The 15,189-nt window shown below is 71.4% G+C and carries 13 protein-coding genes; 6 read left to right on the top strand and 7 right to left on the bottom strand.

The features are described 5' to 3' along the window. The first annotated feature begins 9 nt into the window (after positions 1–9). Positions 10–1,674: a DUF885 domain-containing protein gene (locus tag AB0B94_RS00150; protein WP_357266510.1), complete on the top strand. Its 1,665-nt coding sequence runs from the start codon at positions 10–12 to the stop codon at positions 1,672–1,674. 148 nt (positions 1,675–1,822) lie between these two features. On the opposite strand, the gene AB0B94_RS00145 is transcribed toward AB0B94_RS00150, so the two are convergent. Further along, entirely contained in the window at positions 1,823–2,557 is a 735-nt protein-coding gene (locus AB0B94_RS00145) for a hypothetical protein (RefSeq protein ID WP_357266507.1), read from the bottom strand. A gap of 59 nt (positions 2,558–2,616) precedes the next feature. On the opposite strand from AB0B94_RS00145, the gene AB0B94_RS00140 reads away from it, so the two are divergent. Together AB0B94_RS00140 and AB0B94_RS00135 are read left to right on the top strand one after the other, a co-directional pair. After that, positions 2,617–3,702: a Gfo/Idh/MocA family oxidoreductase gene (locus AB0B94_RS00140; RefSeq protein ID WP_357266504.1), complete on the top strand. Its 1,086-nt coding sequence runs from the start codon at positions 2,617–2,619 to the stop codon at positions 3,700–3,702. 119 nt (positions 3,703–3,821) lie between these two features. Then, complete coding sequence (locus tag AB0B94_RS00135; protein ID WP_357266499.1) at positions 3,822–4,838, top strand: hypothetical protein; 1,017 nt, start codon at positions 3,822–3,824, stop codon at positions 4,836–4,838. A 65-nt stretch (positions 4,839–4,903) separates the two neighbouring features. Here AB0B94_RS00135 and AB0B94_RS00130 read toward each other — a convergent pair whose 3' ends face one another. Together AB0B94_RS00130 and AB0B94_RS00125 are read right to left on the bottom strand one after the other, a co-directional pair. Continuing rightward, positions 4,904–5,674, bottom strand: a complete 771-nt coding sequence (locus tag AB0B94_RS00130; RefSeq protein WP_357266495.1) for a DUF4352 domain-containing protein — start codon at positions 5,672–5,674, stop codon at positions 4,904–4,906. A 202-nt stretch (positions 5,675–5,876) separates the two neighbouring features. Further along, positions 5,877–6,533, bottom strand: coding sequence for a 4'-phosphopantetheinyl transferase superfamily protein (locus AB0B94_RS00125; protein ID WP_357266490.1), 657 nt, complete (start codon positions 6,531–6,533; stop codon positions 5,877–5,879). 198 nt (positions 6,534–6,731) lie between these two features. Between AB0B94_RS00125 and AB0B94_RS00120 the strand changes: the two genes are divergently transcribed. Beyond that, positions 6,732–7,001 (top strand): hypothetical protein, encoded by a 270-nt coding sequence (locus tag AB0B94_RS00120; RefSeq protein ID WP_203122828.1) that lies wholly within the window; start codon positions 6,732–6,734, stop codon positions 6,999–7,001. 46 nt (positions 7,002–7,047) lie between these two features. On the opposite strand, the gene AB0B94_RS00115 is transcribed toward AB0B94_RS00120, so the two are convergent. The 3 genes from AB0B94_RS00115 to AB0B94_RS00105 all read right to left on the bottom strand — a co-directional run bounded on the left by AB0B94_RS00115 (position 7,048) and on the right by AB0B94_RS00105 (position 11,134). Next, positions 7,048–7,830 carry a peptidase gene (locus AB0B94_RS00115; RefSeq protein WP_357266487.1) on the bottom strand — a complete coding sequence of 261 codons (783 nt, stop codon included), beginning with the start codon at positions 7,828–7,830 and terminating at the stop codon, positions 7,048–7,050. Continuing rightward, positions 7,830–9,107, bottom strand: coding sequence for a VWA domain-containing protein (locus tag AB0B94_RS00110; RefSeq protein WP_357266484.1), 1,278 nt, complete (start codon positions 9,105–9,107; stop codon positions 7,830–7,832). The genes AB0B94_RS00115 and AB0B94_RS00110 overlap by 1 nt, the downstream gene beginning before the upstream one ends. A gap of 365 nt (positions 9,108–9,472) precedes the next feature. Then, the gene (locus tag AB0B94_RS00105; RefSeq protein WP_357268357.1) at positions 9,473–11,134 is read right to left on the bottom strand and encodes a phospholipid carrier-dependent glycosyltransferase; all 1,662 of its coding nucleotides are present in this window, start codon (positions 11,132–11,134) and stop codon (positions 9,473–9,475) included. A gap of 131 nt (positions 11,135–11,265) precedes the next feature. Here AB0B94_RS00105 and rsmI point away from each other — a divergent pair, with 131 nt between their 5' ends. Then, positions 11,266–12,114: a 16S rRNA (cytidine(1402)-2'-O)-methyltransferase gene (gene rsmI / locus AB0B94_RS00100; RefSeq protein ID WP_112581647.1), complete on the top strand. Its 849-nt coding sequence runs from the start codon at positions 11,266–11,268 to the stop codon at positions 12,112–12,114. Positions 12,115–12,145: 31 nt separating this feature from the next. Here the strand turns inward: rsmI and AB0B94_RS00095 are convergent, their stop codons facing one another. Beyond that, a complete protein-coding gene (locus tag AB0B94_RS00095; protein ID WP_357266480.1) occupies positions 12,146–13,195 on the bottom strand; it encodes a hypothetical protein in 1,050 nt (349 codons plus the stop codon). A 158-nt stretch (positions 13,196–13,353) separates the two neighbouring features. On the opposite strand from AB0B94_RS00095, the gene metG reads away from it, so the two are divergent. Beyond that, positions 13,354–15,156 (top strand): methionine--tRNA ligase, encoded by a 1,803-nt coding sequence (gene metG / locus AB0B94_RS00090; RefSeq protein ID WP_357266477.1) that lies wholly within the window; start codon positions 13,354–13,356, stop codon positions 15,154–15,156. The last annotated feature ends 33 nt before the right edge of the window (positions 15,157–15,189 follow it).

The following is a 15,189-nucleotide window of genomic DNA, read 5'->3' as shown; positions in this document are numbered from 1 at the left end:
ATTGCCCCAATGCTTGAGGACTTCGCGGATCGCCTCCTGTACGACATGGCCGGCCTCGACCCCTGCACAGCGGTCGTCGAGGCTGGCGAGCAGGATGTCGACGGGCTTACCGACTACAGCCCGGAGGGCCACCAGGCCCGCGCCGACCTCGCAGCCCGATCCCTGCGCGAGCTTGAGATCTCCGGTGACGCACTGCCGGCCGCGATCCCGTTGCACGCCCACCTCGCCGAACGGCTGCATACGCGCATCGCCTTCCACGACGCCGGGGAGGACCTGCGCGAACTGCACGCGGCGGCCACCGGTCCACTCCAGCTCATCCGCCAGGCCGTCGAGGCGGCGGTACCCGCCCGGGGCGCCGAGGGCGCGGAATTCGAGCAGGGCTGGGCTCGTGTCGGCGCACGCCTGGCCGCGGTCCCTGCGGCCCTGGACGGGTACGCCCGCAGCCTCTTACTTGCCGCGGAGCGCGGCAATGTGCCGCCGCGGCGTCAGGTGGAGCTCGTCACGCAGCGCTGCCGCAACTGGATCGACGACGATGTCGCTCTGGTTGATCGCTACGGCGCGGGGCGTCAGCGGGCGTCGTTGCAGGCCGCAGCGACGGGCTCGCGAGAGGCGTACCAGAAACTGGCCGAGGTGCTGACCGCGGACCTGGCACCGCGGGCCGTTGAGGATGAAGCGTTCGGCCAGCAGCGGTACGCACTCTGGGTGCGCACCTTCCTCGCTGCCCAGCCTGACCTGCGCGAGCTGTACGACTGGGGCTGGGACGAGTTCCGAGCGACAGAGGCAGAGCTGATCGCGGAAGCGAAGGCCCTGGGCGGAAGCGTGCCAGAGGTGCTCGCCTGGCTCGCCAGCCCCGACGCGCCCGGCACGCTGCACAGCAGGGAGGCGTTCGCCGCGTGGCTGCAGGAGCTGTTGGAGAGCGCCACCGAGCAACTGGATGGCGTGTACTTCGACATCCCCGCCCCGCTGCGGCGCATCGAGTCGCGGTTGACCACGTCGTCAAGCATTGCCTACATCGGGCCGTCGCGGGATCTGGCGCGGCCGGGCCGGGTCTGGTGGTCAGTTCCCGAGGACGCAGCGAGCTTCCCCACCTGGTACGCCTACAGCACCGCCTATCACGAGGGCGTTCCCGGCCACCACCTCCACCTCGGCTCCGAGGTCTGCCGGGCGGGCCTCGGGCAGCGGCTGAACCTGCTCGGCGGCCTCTCCGGCAGCCAGGAGGGCTGGGCACTGTACGCCGAGCGGTTCATGGACGAACTCGGGCTCTACGGACAGCCGGGTGCTCGACTGGGGTATCTGTACATGCAGCTCCTGCGGGCGGCACGGGTCGTGCTCGACATCGGCCTGCACCTGCGACTGCCGATGCCGTTTGGCGACGGAGCAATGTGGACGCCGGACGCTGCGCTGAAGCTGCTGCGGGACCGCTGTCATCAGGGGCCGTACGCGTCCGCCGAACTCGGGCGTTACCTGGGCCGGCCCGGGCAGGCGCTGGCGTACAAGGTGGGTGAGCGCGCCTGGCTGGCAGGCCGCTCGTCCTTCCCCGGCGACCGGCGCGCATTCCATCGTCAGGCCCTGGAGTTGGGTTCGCTGGGGTTGGATCAGTTGACGGTTGCCCTCGATGGTGACCGCGCACCACTCGTGCACGGCGGAGAAACAAGCCGGGGACAGCACCTGTAGCTCTAGGGCGTAGGCGGCGGGTTGGGGGACCACGCACGCCTGACCCCAGACATCGGCCCGCGCGGCGGTCACCAGCTCGGCGAGCGGGATGGGCTCAAGGTCGACTGAGATTCGAGCCCCCAGTGTCGTCCGATGGCGGTGCCAGACCCTAGGAGAAGCGTTCGGTCGTCACGGGTATCAGGCCGTGTTGGCGCAGGACGTTCGTCAGCTCGGACAGTGTCGAGCCGAGCGCCGCGGTGGCGTCGGTCCGCAGCAGCGCGGTGACGTCGAGACACCAGGCGAGGGAGTGGCCGACGCGGCGCAGGTCCCAGGTGAACTGGTCGCCGTGCGCGTCGAGGCGACCGCTCGCGGCGGACGTGACACTGCCGTCCGCCGGTCTCCGCCAGGCCGTCCGGAGGCTCGCCACCTGCTCGGCGCGGAGATCCTTGGCGAAGAGGACGCGGTACACCCGCCGCTCGTGGAAACCGGCTGGTGGCTGCGCCGGGCCGAGCCGCAGCGGCGGGGCGGTGGCGATCGGTTGATGGTCGAGGAAGTGCGTACGAAGCAGCGGCTCGTCCGGCAGTTGCCCACCACCGAGCGCGCGGTAGGCGGCCTCGGCCTCCCGGCGGGAGGTGGGGAGCACCCGCCCCAGCACCTCGGGGTCGGTGCGCATGCCGCGGCTCAGCGTGGGGCAACTCCACCAGCCGGCGTCCGGCGTCCACCCGGCGCTGTCCAGCCCCGTCGTGGTGAGGTCGTGGTGGCGGGTGAACTCCTCGACGACGATCCCTTCCACAGTGGTGGCTGGGGCGCGGTCGTCGAGTCGAGGTAGGACCAGGTAGTAGTCCAGGGGCGGCCCGGCGTCGGGCACTGGCACGGGCACGGCCCGCATCGGCTCGGTGGTCATCAGCGCAACCGTAGCGAAGGAGAACGGCTAGCATCCGGATCTCTACGTGAGGAGCCCAGATGACTTCGGTGGCCCAGACCCGGTTCGGCATCGTCGGCAGCGGCTGGCGAGGTGAGTTCTTTCTCCGCCTGGCCCGGCTGCTCCCCGAGCGGTTCCGGGTGACCGGGGTGGTGACGCGTACCGAGTCCCGGGGAGCTACCGTGACTGCCGACTGGGACGTGCCGACCTTCCGCACGGCGGCGGAGCTGCTCGCCCACGAGCGGCCGGACTTCGTCATCGTGTCGGTGCCGTGGCCGGTGACTCCAGAGGCGACCCGGGAGCTGGTGGCGGCCGGCGTGCCGGTGCTCGCCGAGACGCCGCCCGCCGCCGACCTGGCGGGTCTGCGTTCGCTCTGGGCCGACGTCGGATGCAGCGGCCTGGTGCAGGTCGCCGAGCAGTACCTGCTGATGCCCGGACACGCGGCGCGGCTGGCGTTGGTCCGCGCCGGGGTGCTCGGTGAGCCGACCTCGGTCCAGATCTCCTCGACCCACCTGTACCACGCGGTCTCACTGATCCGGGGTCTGCTCGGCGTCGGTCACGGGAGCGCCGAGGTGAGCGCGCGCGCCTTCGTCGCGCCGTTGGCCAACCCGCTCTCGCCGGCCGGCTGGAGTGGCGACGACACCCCGCAGCAGCTCTCCACCACCCTCGCGACCATCGACTTCGGCGGGCGGATGGGGTTGTACGACTTCACCGACAACCAGTGGTGGAACCCGCTGCGCACCCGTCGGTTGGTGGTCCGGGGCTCGCGCGGTGAGCTGGTGGACGACAGGGTGGTCCGCCTGGTGGACCCGAGCACACCCGTGGAGTCGTTCCTGACCCGGCGGCAGACCGGTCTCGACCTCAATCTGGAAGGTCTCGACCTCAAGCACATCAGCTTCGACGGTGACGTGGTCTACCGCAATCCGTTCGTCGGCAGCGGGATGTCCGACGACGACATCGCTGTCGCCGACATCGTCGCCCGCGCCGGGGCGTGGGCTCGGGAGGAGGGCCCGGCTCCGTATCCGCTCGCCGAGGCCTGCCAGGACCACCTGATCAGCCTCGCCATCGACGAATCGGTACGCACCGGCCGGCCGGTCGTCACGGACACCGAGGCGTGGGGGCGGTAGTTCCAGCGGATCCACTTCTGTCTCTTGGCTGACAGTGCGCAACCGTGCAGCCAGCTCACCTGTGAAGCCGGGTATCAACCGAATGCCCGGGAGCACCGGGCCCCACACGGGGAGCAAGGATGAATCGAAGCACTCGACGCAGGATGCTCGCAGCCACCGCGACCGGTCTGCTGGCCACCTCTCTCGGTGTCGCTGTCTCCGCGTCGGCGACCGCCGCGCCCGCCGGCGCGACCCCCCGCAACTGCAAGATCAGTACGCTGCCGTACCCGACCGACACCTATCGCGCCGACGCGAACGCTGTCGACCCAACGGGTCGCTACGTCGCGGGCACCGCGCTGCGGGTCGGTGAAACCGACAACCAGTATCTGCTGCTGTTCTGGGACGGGCAGCGGGTCACCGAGTTGGAGTCGGAGGCCACGTCCACCCCCGTCGACATCAACACCGACGGCGTCGTGATCGGCAACGGATCGGCGGAGACCGGCTACGCGCAGCCGTGGCGGTACCGCGACGGCAAGCTTGAGCGGTTGCCGGTGCTGCCGTCCACTGGCATCTTCGTCAGCGCCATCAACGATGCCGGCGACATCGTCGGCTACGGCTCCGACATCGTCCCCGGGGAACTGGTCGCGCTGCGCTGGCCGGCCGCCCGTCCGGGCACTGTGGAGGTGCTCGACGCCCCCGTCGACGCCCAGGCGGGTGGGATCACCGACAACGGGACCATCGTCGGTAGCGCCGGACCCTTCGGGGACTGGAACAGCTGGGTCCGCCGGCCGAACGGCCGGATCGACGCGCTCACGTTCCCGGGGGCCGAGTGGAGCACTGCCGGCGCGGCGGCGGGCCGCTGGGCGATCGGCCAGGCATGGCTGGGCGGCACCACCTCGACCAGGGTGCGGTGGGACCTCCGGAACGGCTCGCACACGTTGCTCGACCAGGAGATGCCGGCACTGACCGGCATCAACACCAAGGGTGTCGTGGTGGGCGGCGACCGCGTTGCCAGGGGCTCCTCCTCCCGGGTTCTGCCGGGCGGCGGCGAAGGGGTGGTCGTCGGTGCGCGGTCCATCTCCGACTCGGGCACCATCGTCGGGTTCCGCAACGTCCTCGCCGACCGGTTGACCCCGGTGCGCTGGACGGGCTGCTGACCCACCAACTCTTTCACCGCGTGGGGCCGGCCCGGACGGGGTCGGCCCCACGCCGCGTCAGCGCGTCACGGCTTCCAGGAACCGGCGGTCTGGAACTGGTCCTGGTATTCCAATGCGCCCGAGGTGTCGTGCACGTCGAACACCACGCTGCCGGTGCTTCTGGTGCCAGCGGTCAGGTCGTCGACGGCCGGCATCGGTTTGCCACAGCCGGAGAAGGCTCCACCGATGGCTGTGGTCTTGGTGCCGTCAGCGGCGACCCACTGGAAGTAGAGCGGGTTCGTCGACGCGGTGCCCTTGGTGACAGCAACAGTCACGTCGGCGATCACGTACATGCCCTCGCCGGGCTTCAGTCCGTGGGACTTGCAGGGTTTGGTGGCGCTGCTGAACTTCGTCACGGTGATCTCGACGGTGCCGGCCTCGCGGTTGACGACCAGGGTGTCACCCGGCGACATCTCGCGGGTGTCGCCGTTCGCCGTCGACGGGGTCGGCGGGGTGGCCTGTGCCTCGCCCACGGTGCTCGAGGTGCCCTTGGTGCCGATGACGACCGCCACGATGCCGCCGGCGCAGGTGAGCAGGGTGAGTACGGCCGCGGTGACCGCGACGACCACGACGGACTTCTTGGCGCGGTCCGTCTGCGCCGGTGGTGGTGCGATGATCGGGTAGCCGGAGCCACCTGGTGCCCGATATCCGCCGCCATCGCCCGTGTGCCCGCCGGCCGCCGGGTACGCAGCCCCCGAGAACGGCGGCTGCGGTGTCGCCGCGAACGAGCGGGTCGGCGGCTGCGGGTTCGGCTGTCGGGGGTCGTGCGGCCTGACGCGAGGCTGGGGGTGGGTCACCGTACTCCTTGACGCTTCGGTACGTGCGGTGCGGGAACTCTTCGACGTTACCGTGGGTGGTGGAGCGTCCAGCCGCCACTCCAGAGGGCTTCCCACCGCAACAATCCGAAGCCCCTCTGGCCAGCGTGGACAGTGTTCAATCGGTCACCGAACGCCAATATTTATCGGTATTCCATTCATCGCTATGAGTAACCAGGCGGGGTCAACGTGCCGGAAGTGCGGCGGCGGTGCGGACCAGCCCGTCGGCGATCACGAAGCGGCCGCTGATCGATGCCGGCGGGTTGTCGACCCCTGCCGCGTCCACCCGGGCCGGTGCGATCCGAGCAGTGAACGTGCCGGCATCCGGATCAATATCGAGTTGGGCGTCGTGGAAGCCCAGCCAGCCGCGGACGACCGGATGCCACACCTTGTAGACGGTCTCCTTCGCACTGAACAGCACGACCGGCCAGTAGGTGCCGTTGGGCAGCCGTGCGCAGGTGGCCTCCTCCTCGGGCAGCAGCACGAGTCGGCGTACTCCCGAATCGACCTCGCGGTGCTGTTCGGCATCCATTCCGACGGACCTGACGTCGGTGGTGTGCGCCGCCGCCGCTGCGCAGTAGCCGGCGGTGTGGGTGATGCTGCCGACCACCCCGGCCGGCCAGACCGGCGCGCGGTCGGCGGCGGCCGGCACGGCGGTCGTCGGCAGGCCGAGGTCGCGCAATGCCCTGCGGGCGCACATCCTTCCCGCGGCAAAGTCCCGCCGACGGGTCTGCACCGCCCTCTCGCCGAGGCATGCCTGCTCAGCGGGGAGCAATTCGCCGGTCCAGTCCTCGGGCCCGGCGACGGCGACGGCGACCGTCGACGGCAGCAGGTCACGCATTCCGGTGGCCTACTGGTCGGTAGGAATGACGCATCGAGTTAACCGTCAAATTTCCGACTCCCACGACCGATGAAGGTACCGCAAAGATGTAACACCGGAGGGACGCGCAGCGCCCTCCCTGATGGCTCCGGGGGGACCACCATCAACGCTGGCCGGCACGGCAGCCGCCAGTCCCGTGGACATCTGGAAGGACGTGCGATGACCGATGGCCTGGAACGGCCGGGGGTGCGGGCTGACGAACACGCCCCGAAGACCCCCTGCTGGAGCTGCGGCTCCTGCGGTGACGAGTGGCCGTGCGCGACGAAGCGCACCCGGCTGCTGGCGGAGTACGGGGGTGACCGCGCCATGCTCAGCGTCTATCTGGGCTCCTGCCTCGCCGCCGCCACCGAGGATCTGCGCGCCGCCCCGGTGATGTCGCTCCAGGACAGGTTCATCGGCTGGTTGCCGCGCGGCTCCCGGCGTAGCTGATCCTCTGGTGGCCCCGCCGCCGGGCGGGGCCACCAGAGGTGGCGTCTCAGCGACGTCGAGGGCGTCGGGTCACCGCGAAACCGAACACGCCGGCCACCGCGGCGAGCACGCCGCCGATGCCGGTCCAGACCCAGCGCGAGCCGAGATCCGGCAACCAGTCCGCCAGCGAGCCGCTCTCGTCGTGGGCCTCCGCGTCCACCGGGGGTACGGCGTTGAGCACCGTTCCGGCCTTGGTGTTCGGCACCAGCGGGGCGGCCAACTCGCCGTCGTCGGCCGAGGCGCCCCGGTCGGCGATGGCGCCCACCAGCAGGTCGACGTCGATCGGCGCACCCAGGTCCGGCTCCGGCAGCTCGATCACCGAGAGTCGGACGACGTACGTGCCGGGCAGTGGGTCGGCCGACCAGGGCTCCGCCCACGACCGCACCTCGCGCAGCGTGCAGCCCAGCACCACGTTCGACGCCTTCGCGTCCACTGTCGGGGTCTGGGCCCCCGCCGTGCACGCCTGGCGTCGGCGCAACCCGTCGAAGACGTCCACCGTCCAGGTGGAGGCGCCGCTGCGTCCCTTCGGGAAGGTGACGGTGGCGGTGATCTCGTGCACCTGACCGGCCGTCGCCGGGAACGACCAGTAGAGGTGGTCGCCGATCGAGGCGTCCACCCGTACCGGTTGGCCGGCGGTGATCGGGGTGGCGGTGAGGAACGACGTGCCGGCACGGTTCACCGGCGTGGCACCCGGGGAGGGGGTCGGCGCGGCGGTGGCCGCAGCGGGAAGCAGCGCGGCCACGCCGGCGGCGAGCAGCGCCACCGTCGACCGGAACAGTGCGGTACGCATCAGTTCTCCCTCCAGGTGGCTACCCACCAGCGGGTGAGCAGACCGGCGAGCAGACCGGTGAGCAGACCGGCGATGGTGAGCAGTGCGAGCAGCACCCAGCCCCGGCCGAGGTCCGGTCCGTCCGGTGCGGGTGCGGCGGCGACCACGTCGATCGTCAACTCCACCGGCATGCCCGGGGTGGCCGCGGTGCCGGGACGCGGGGCGAACGAGTTGCTGACCACCAGGCAGACGGTGGTGGGTTCGATGACCGGCGCGGAGCTCTGCTCGGTCTCGGCGGCATCCTCGTCGTCGGCGGTGGCCGACCAGCGCAGCCCGGCGGAGAGCACGTCGGCCCGCCCGCTGCCGGCGTCGGCGCCGCGGACGAGTTCCCGGCCGTCGGCCGCGGTGGCCCGCAGCAGCACCCCGTAGTCCCGGTTGACGGCCCGGTCCAGCGCCATGCTCACCGAAGCCCGCAGCTCCTGCCCGGGGCGGACCGGCACCCGGTAGTAGCGATGCTCGGAGAACGCCTCCCGGTCGGCGTAGACGCCGGGGGCGAGCAGTGGCGCCGAGTCGCACGCGCTGGTGCCGCCGACCACTGTCGGGGCCCGGGTGTGCGTGTCTCCGGCCCGCTCGACGAGCTGTTTGATCCGGTCGGTCAGCTCCTCGGCGCTCTGCGCGGCGGTGTAGGTCCCGCCGGTCGCGCTGGCGATGCAGAGCAGTTGCCGGCGAACCTTGTCGTCGGGGGCCAGGCCGAGGGTGTCGACGACCAGGCTGGTGCCCTGGGCGGCCAGTTCCCGGGCCACTTCGCACGGGTCCGGCGGAGCACAGGTGTCCTCGCCGTCGGTGATCAGGACGATCCGCCGGGTGGTGGCCCCGGTGCCGAGGTCCTGCGCGGCGGAGCGCAGCGCCAGTCCGACCGGAGTGAACCCGGTCGGCCGAAGTGTCGCCACCGCCGCCTTGGCGGCGGACCGGTCCACCGGCCCGACCGGCACGATCTGCTGGGTGTCCTGGCAGCCGACCTTCTTGTCCTTGCCGCGGTAGGTCGCGCCGAGCACCCGGATGCCGAGCTGTGTCTCCTCGGGCAGCGCGTCGACCACCTCGTTGAAGGCCTGCTGGGCGACCGAGATCCGGGTGCGTCCGTCGATGTCGGCGGCGCGCATCGACCCGCTGACGTCGAGCACCAGCTCGACCCGGGGCGGCTCGGGCACCGGCTCCTCGTCGGCCTGCGCCGGCCCGGTCAGCGCGGTGGTCGCCAACAGTCCGAGAAGGACCGCCGTCGATCGTCTGAAGTTGATCACGACCCGCAGTGTAGTGAGATCCACTTTGGATGATCGTTTGGGTGGAGGCACGCGGAACCGGCGACTCCGGTTGAGCCGGGGATCGCCTCTGACCGGCCGCGCCCGCGCTCAGGGTCCACGCCGGGTCACCCTCGGTCAACTGCACGAGGGAAGGTGTCGGTTCGGCCAGCATCCGTCGGAAATCTGACCCAAGTCGACCCGTTGTGCCGGTGGTGCGCGGTGGTTAAGCTCTTCTTGCGCGCCCCAATCGCCCGCTTCCCCCGTGGCAGGCGATCGGGGCGCGCGTCTTTGTCAAGAAGGGCCCGCACGCTTCGGCGTGCGGGCCCTTCTTCCGTCGCGCTGTGCGGCGCGTCGCCTGTCGATGCTTATATCCACCGACCGTCGAGCCACATCCGGGACAGCCAGTCCGAGTACGGAATCACCCGGCCCACGAAGATCGGATAGAAGTACGCGAAGCAGAGCGCCACCAGCAGCACGTACGCCCCCGCCGCGATGCTGCCCACCAGTCGACGCTCATAACTCGGATCACCGGGCACCAGCGGCGCCACCGCACCCACGTCACCCCCGGCCGGCGCGATCAGCGCGCCCAGCACGTACACCACGGCCAGCACCAGGAACGGCACCGCCGGCGCGGCGTAGAACGAGAACATCGTCCGGCCGTCGAGGGCGAACCAGAACCACGGCAGCAGCCCGGCGGCCACGGTGAGCAGGATCGCGCCGGCCCGCCAGTCCCGACGGGCCACACCCAGCCAGACCAGCGCCACCAGAGCGGGCAGGAACGACCACCAGAGCAGCGGGGTGCCGAGCAGCAGAATCTCCGAGGCGCAGCTCGCCGCGCCGCAGACGCCGTCGCCGGCGTAGTGGAACGCCACCGGCCGGCCCAACAGCAGCCACTGCCACGGCCACGACTGGTACTTGTGCGCGTCATCAAGCTGGGCGTGGAACCCGTACGCCGCCCGGTGGTATTCGAAGAGGTTGATCAGCGGACCGATCACCGGGCGGTCGCTGAGCCGGGAGCCCGGGTAGGCCGACGCGAGCCGGTAGTAACCGTCGTCGGTGAACAGCCAGCCGGACCAGGTGGCGAGGTAGGTGCCCACCATGAGCACGCCGGCGAGCACCAGCCAGGGCAACTCGTCGACGAGCGTGTCCCGCCAGGGCCTGCGGACGCCGGCCGAGCGGCGGACGCCGACCTCCCAGAGGAGCACCAGCAGCGCGAAGGCCGGCACGAAGTACAGGGCGCTCCACTTCACCGCACAGGCGCAGCCGATCAGCACCCCGGCCGCCAGTCGCCACCACGGCCAGGTGCGCCAACCGGTCGGCGGGCGGCCGGCCCGGCCCGGCTGGCTCGGATCGAGCCCGTCGTCCAGGGCCCGAGCCCAGCGTCGACGGCGGGCGTCCCGGTCGAGCACCAGCGCGCCGAACGCCGCCAGCACGAAGAAGAGCAGGAAGATGTCGAGCAGGGCCGCGCGGGACAGCACCAGGTGGAAGCCGTCCAGGGCGAGCAGCAGGCCGGCCGCGCAGCCGAGCACCGTCGAGCGGAACATCCGCCGGCCGATGCGGACCAGCAGCAGCACCGACAGTGTGCCGATCACCGCCGCCGAGAATCGCCAACCGAACTCCGGCGCGGTGGTCATCAGGTGCCCGGGGACGGAGACCTTCGAATCGGCGTCCTGATAACCGAACGCCCACTCGCCGATGCCGATCAACCACTTGCCCAGCGGCGGGTGCACCACGTACGACGGGACGTTGTCCTTGTAGTTCCACTCCACGCCGCGGGAGATCAGCCCGTAGGCGTCCTTGGCGTAGTACGTCTCGTCGAAGATCTTGCCCTTCGGGCTGGACAGCCCGACGAAGCGCACTATCGCCGCGATAGCCACCACCACTGCCGTGGCCAGCCAGGAGAACCGATCCACCTGGGTGTCGACGGTGGCGAACCGTCGCCGGACCGTCGCGGCCACCCCGCCGCCCTCGGCGCTCGGTGCCGTCGGCTCCTGGTTGGGACCGGGCTCGCCCGTCGCCTGGATCATCTTGTCCGGATCGGCGCTCGGGCTCTGCGCTGTCGACGCACTCGTCACCCGGCGATCGTAGGCTGCCAAGGTGTCCGGTGGCGTCCGTCGTCCCTGATACCGGTATTCCCAGCAATGAAGGAGACGAATTCGTGGGTGAAATGTCCGAAGTTGGGCGCCTGATTCTGCTCGGTGCCCCGCTCGGCAACCCCGCCGACGCCTCGGCCCGACTCCGGGAGGTGCTGATCAGCGCCGACGTGGTCGCCGCCGAGGACACCCGCCGGCTCACCCGGCTGGCCCGCGATCTCGACCTCACCGTCGGCGGTCGAATCGTCTCCTACTTCGAGGGCAACGAGGAGCGGCGCACCCCCGAGCTGGTCGAGGCCATCCTCGGCGGATACGTGGTGGCGCTGGTCACCGACGGTGGGATGCCCAGCGTCTCCGACCCCGGCTACCGACTGGTCCGTGCCACGTTGGACGTCGGGGCGCCGGTCACCGTCGCCCCCGGGCCCAGCGCTGTCACCACCGCGCTGGCCGTCTCCGGGCTGCCCTGCGACCGGTTCTGCTTCGAGGGCTTTCTGCCCCGTACCCCCGGCGGCCGCCGATCCCGGCTGCGCGCCCTCGCCGCCGAGGAGCGCACCCTGGTCTTCTTCGAGGCCCCGCACCGGATCGGAGCGACGCTCACCGACCTGGCCGACACGTTCGGGGCCGACCGGCCGGCCGCGCTCTGCCGTGAACTCACGAAGACCTACGAGGAGGTGCTCCGTCGCCCCCTCGGCGAGCTGGCCCGGTGGGCCACCGAGGGGGACCCGCGCGGAGAGATCACCCTGGTGGTGGCCGGCGCTCCGGTGACCGCTGCCGAACGCCCCGACGACGACACCCTGCGCGCCGCCGTCGCCGAGCGGGAGGCCGCCGGCCGGTCCCGCCGGGACGCCATCACCGACGTCGCCACCGAGTACGCGCTGCGCCGCCGGGACGTCTACACGATCGTGCACAGCTGACCGCCGCGGCCCGGTCCGCCGGCCGGCGGGTTCACCACGCGGCGACCAGGAAGCCGACTGTGATCAGCGTGGGGCCGGCGATGGCGGCGGCCACTGCCCAGCGGCGGTGCCGGCGACCGGGCAGCCGGGCCGACCCGGTCCACCGGACGATGCCGGCGGCGCAGGCCAGCACCACCAACAGACCGGGCAGCCACCGCAGGTGCCGGCCCACACCGACGTCCGCGTACGCGGTGCCGCTGTCCGGGCCGGTCATCCGCGCCGGCAGCGCGGTGCCGGCCGTGCTCCCCTCGACGGGCACGCCGCTGACCCGGACACCATGGGCGATGAACCGCCCGTCCTCGGCAGTGAAGATCCCCCGGCATCGCAGGGTGAGCCCGCCGCCGGAGCAGTCGTCGATCACCACGGTGCCAGTCCGGGCGTGCCCGACCGCGAGCCAGAACGGGCCGGCGCTGACCCAGGCGAAAAAGGCCGCGACCAGGCTCAGCACCACCAGCGCGGCGAGCCCGGGCAGCGGATCCGGCGGTGGGGGCGTGCGGCCGGGTGGCCGCCGCAGCGCCAGCCGGAAGCCGCGAAGCCGCGCCGGTGCCGGGTCCTTGCGGACCGGGGTGCCGTCCCAGTGCACCTGCTCGATCGGCGCCCAGAAAGCGCCGCCGTCGTTCGGCGGGTCGCCGTCGGGCCCATTGTCGCGCTGCCGGCGACCCTGCTGCCGGACCGGCACCCGACGTGGCACCGCGTCCACCGGAGCGCCGGTTGTCGGCTCCACCTCGACGGGCTCCGCGCCGACCGGTGCCGCGCCGGCCGGCGGGCCCGACGAGCCGGGCCGGACCGGGCTGGGAACGGGTGCCCCCGGGGTCGGACGAGTCGGTGTGGGTGACGGGGCCGCCGGCGCGGGGCGGGCCGGGGCAGCGGACCTTCCCGCCGGGGTGGGCCGCTGCGAACCCGGGTCGGCGCTGGGCACGACCCGGGGCTGCGGCGCGACCCCGGCGACCCGTGACGCGGCGGGCTCAGGGCCCGGGTCGTCGCCGACCGTCGACCCGGTGGGACGGTCCTCGTGGTCCCGCGCCGCTCCTCTGCCCGTCACGACGTTCATTGCACACCGCGCCAGGAGGTGAAACCGGCAGGTGAGCCGCGTGTCGACGACAAATCGGACCAACGGGCGAGGTGGTCGGCCCGGTCCGACGGCCGGGCACCCCCCATTGGTTCGCGAAGGCCCCGGACGGGTCACTAGGCTCACTGCTCATGAGTCACGTTCTCGCGGCAGTGGCCTGGCCGTACGCCAACGGCCCCCGCCACATCGGCCACGTCTCCGGTTTCGGCGTTCCCTCCGACGTCTTCGCCCGGTACATGCGGATGGCCGGCCACGACGTGCTCATGGTCTCCGGCACCGACGAGCACGGCACCCCGATTCAGGTGCAGGCCGACGCCGACGGGGTGACCCCGCGCGAGCTGGCCGACCGGTACAACAGGGTGATCGTCGAGGACCTGCACGGCCTCGGTCTCTCCTACGACCTGTTCACCCGCACCACCACCCGCAACCACTACGCGGTGGTGCAGGAGTTGTTCGAGGGGATGTACCGCAACGGCTACATCGTGCCGAAGACCACCATGGGCGCGATCTCCCCGTCCACCGGGCGCACCCTGCCCGACCGTTACATCGAGGGCACCTGCCCGATCTGCGGGTACGACAGCGCCCGCGGCGACCAGTGCGACAACTGCGGCAACCAACTCGACCCGATCGACCTGATCAACCCGAAGTCGCGGATCAACGGAGAGACTCCGAAGTTCGTCGAGACCGAGCACTTCTTCCTGGACCTGCCGGCCTTGGCCGAGGTGCTGCGGCAGTGGTTGGACACCCGCGAGGGGTGGCGGCCCAACGTGCTGCGGTTCTCCCGCAACCTGCTCGACGACCTCCAGCCCCGGGCGATCACCCGTGACCTGGAGTGGGGCGTACCGATCCCGCTCGACGGCTGGCGCGACCGGTCGGACAAGCGGATCTACGTGTGGTTCGACGCCGTGATCGGCTACCTGTCCGCCTCGATCGAATGGGCCCGTCGCTCCGGCGACCCGGACGCGTGGCGCAGGTACTGGTCCGCCGACGGCGCGGGGAAGGACGCCCAGTCCTACTACTTCATGGGCAAGGACAACATCGTCTTCCACTCGGTGATCTGGCCGGCGCTGCTCTCCGGCTACTCCGGCGAGGGCTCCCGCGACGGTGAGCCGGGCGAACTGGGTCGGCTCAACCTGCCCACCGAGGTGGTCTCGAGCGAGTACCTGACCATGGAGGGGCGCAAGTTCTCCTCGTCCCGCAAGGTGGTCATCTACGTCCGCGACTTCCTGGAGCGCTACGACGCCGACGCGTTGCGGTACTTCATCGCCGCCGCCGGCCCGGAGAGCAACGACACCGACTTCACCTGGGCCGAGTTCCTGCGCCGCAACAACGACGAGTTGGTCGCCGGTTGGGGCAACCTGGTCAACCGGTGCGTCTCGATGGCCGCGAAGAACTTCGGGGCGATCCCGCCGGTCGACCCGGCCGGGCTCACCGAGGCCGACGAGGCGCTGCTCGCCGTCGCCCGGACCGGGTTCAGCACAGTCGGCGACCTGATCGGCCGGCACCGGCAGAAGCAGGCGATCGGTGAGGCCATGAAGGTGGTCGCCGAGGCCAACAGGTACCTCTCCGAGCAGGCGCCCTGGAAGCTCAAGGACGAGGCGGACAAGCCCCGGATGGGCACCATCCTGCACGTCGCCCTTCAGGTGATCAGCGATGCCAACACGCTGCTCACCCCGTTCCTGCCGCACTCCGCGCAGCAGGTGCACGAGCTGCTCGGCGGCACCGGCGTGCACGCGCCGATGCCGGTGATCGAGCAGGTCGACGACCTGGACGGCGGCCCGGCGTACCCGGTGCTCACCGGGGACTACACAGTCGGCGCGCGCTGGGAGTCGGTGTCGATCGAGGCGGGTCGCCCGCTGGCCGCGCCGAAGCCGGTGTTCCGCAAGCTCGACCCGTCGATCGTCGACGAGGAACTGGCCCGGCTGGCCGACTGAACACACGACGTGCGGCGGCGGAGCACCCGCCGC

It is taken from the genome of Micromonospora sp. NPDC048986, from assembly GCF_040649335.1.
Lineage (GTDB): Bacteria > Actinomycetota > Actinomycetes > Mycobacteriales > Micromonosporaceae > Micromonospora > Micromonospora alfalfae.
The sequence above is the reverse complement of the archived record's forward strand: the minus strand, read 5'-3'. Positions and strand labels throughout refer to the sequence as shown.

Excerpts from the sequence above, each read along its gene's own strand:
- AB0B94_RS00150 (WP_357266510.1), top strand. The coding sequence starts at position 10 with ATGCTTGAGGACTTCGCGGATCGCCTCCTGTACGACATGGCCGGCCTC.
- metG (WP_357266477.1), top strand. The coding sequence starts at position 13,354 with ATGAGTCACGTTCTCGCGGCAGTGGCCTGGCCGTACGCCAACGGCCCC.
- AB0B94_RS00105 (WP_357268357.1), bottom strand. The coding sequence starts at position 11,134 with ATGATCCAGGCGACGGGCGAGCCCGGTCCCAACCAGGAGCCGACGGCA.
- AB0B94_RS00135 (WP_357266499.1), top strand. The coding sequence starts at position 3,822 with ATGAATCGAAGCACTCGACGCAGGATGCTCGCAGCCACCGCGACCGGT.
- AB0B94_RS00125 (WP_357266490.1), bottom strand. The coding sequence starts at position 6,533 with ATGCGTGACCTGCTGCCGTCGACGGTCGCCGTCGCCGTCGCCGGGCCC.
- AB0B94_RS00145 (WP_357266507.1), bottom strand. The coding sequence starts at position 2,557 with ATGACCACCGAGCCGATGCGGGCCGTGCCCGTGCCAGTGCCCGACGCC.
- AB0B94_RS00115 (WP_357266487.1), bottom strand. The coding sequence starts at position 7,830 with ATGCGTACCGCACTGTTCCGGTCGACGGTGGCGCTGCTCGCCGCCGGC.
- AB0B94_RS00140 (WP_357266504.1), top strand. The coding sequence starts at position 2,617 with ATGACTTCGGTGGCCCAGACCCGGTTCGGCATCGTCGGCAGCGGCTGG.
- AB0B94_RS00120 (WP_203122828.1), top strand. The coding sequence starts at position 6,732 with ATGACCGATGGCCTGGAACGGCCGGGGGTGCGGGCTGACGAACACGCC.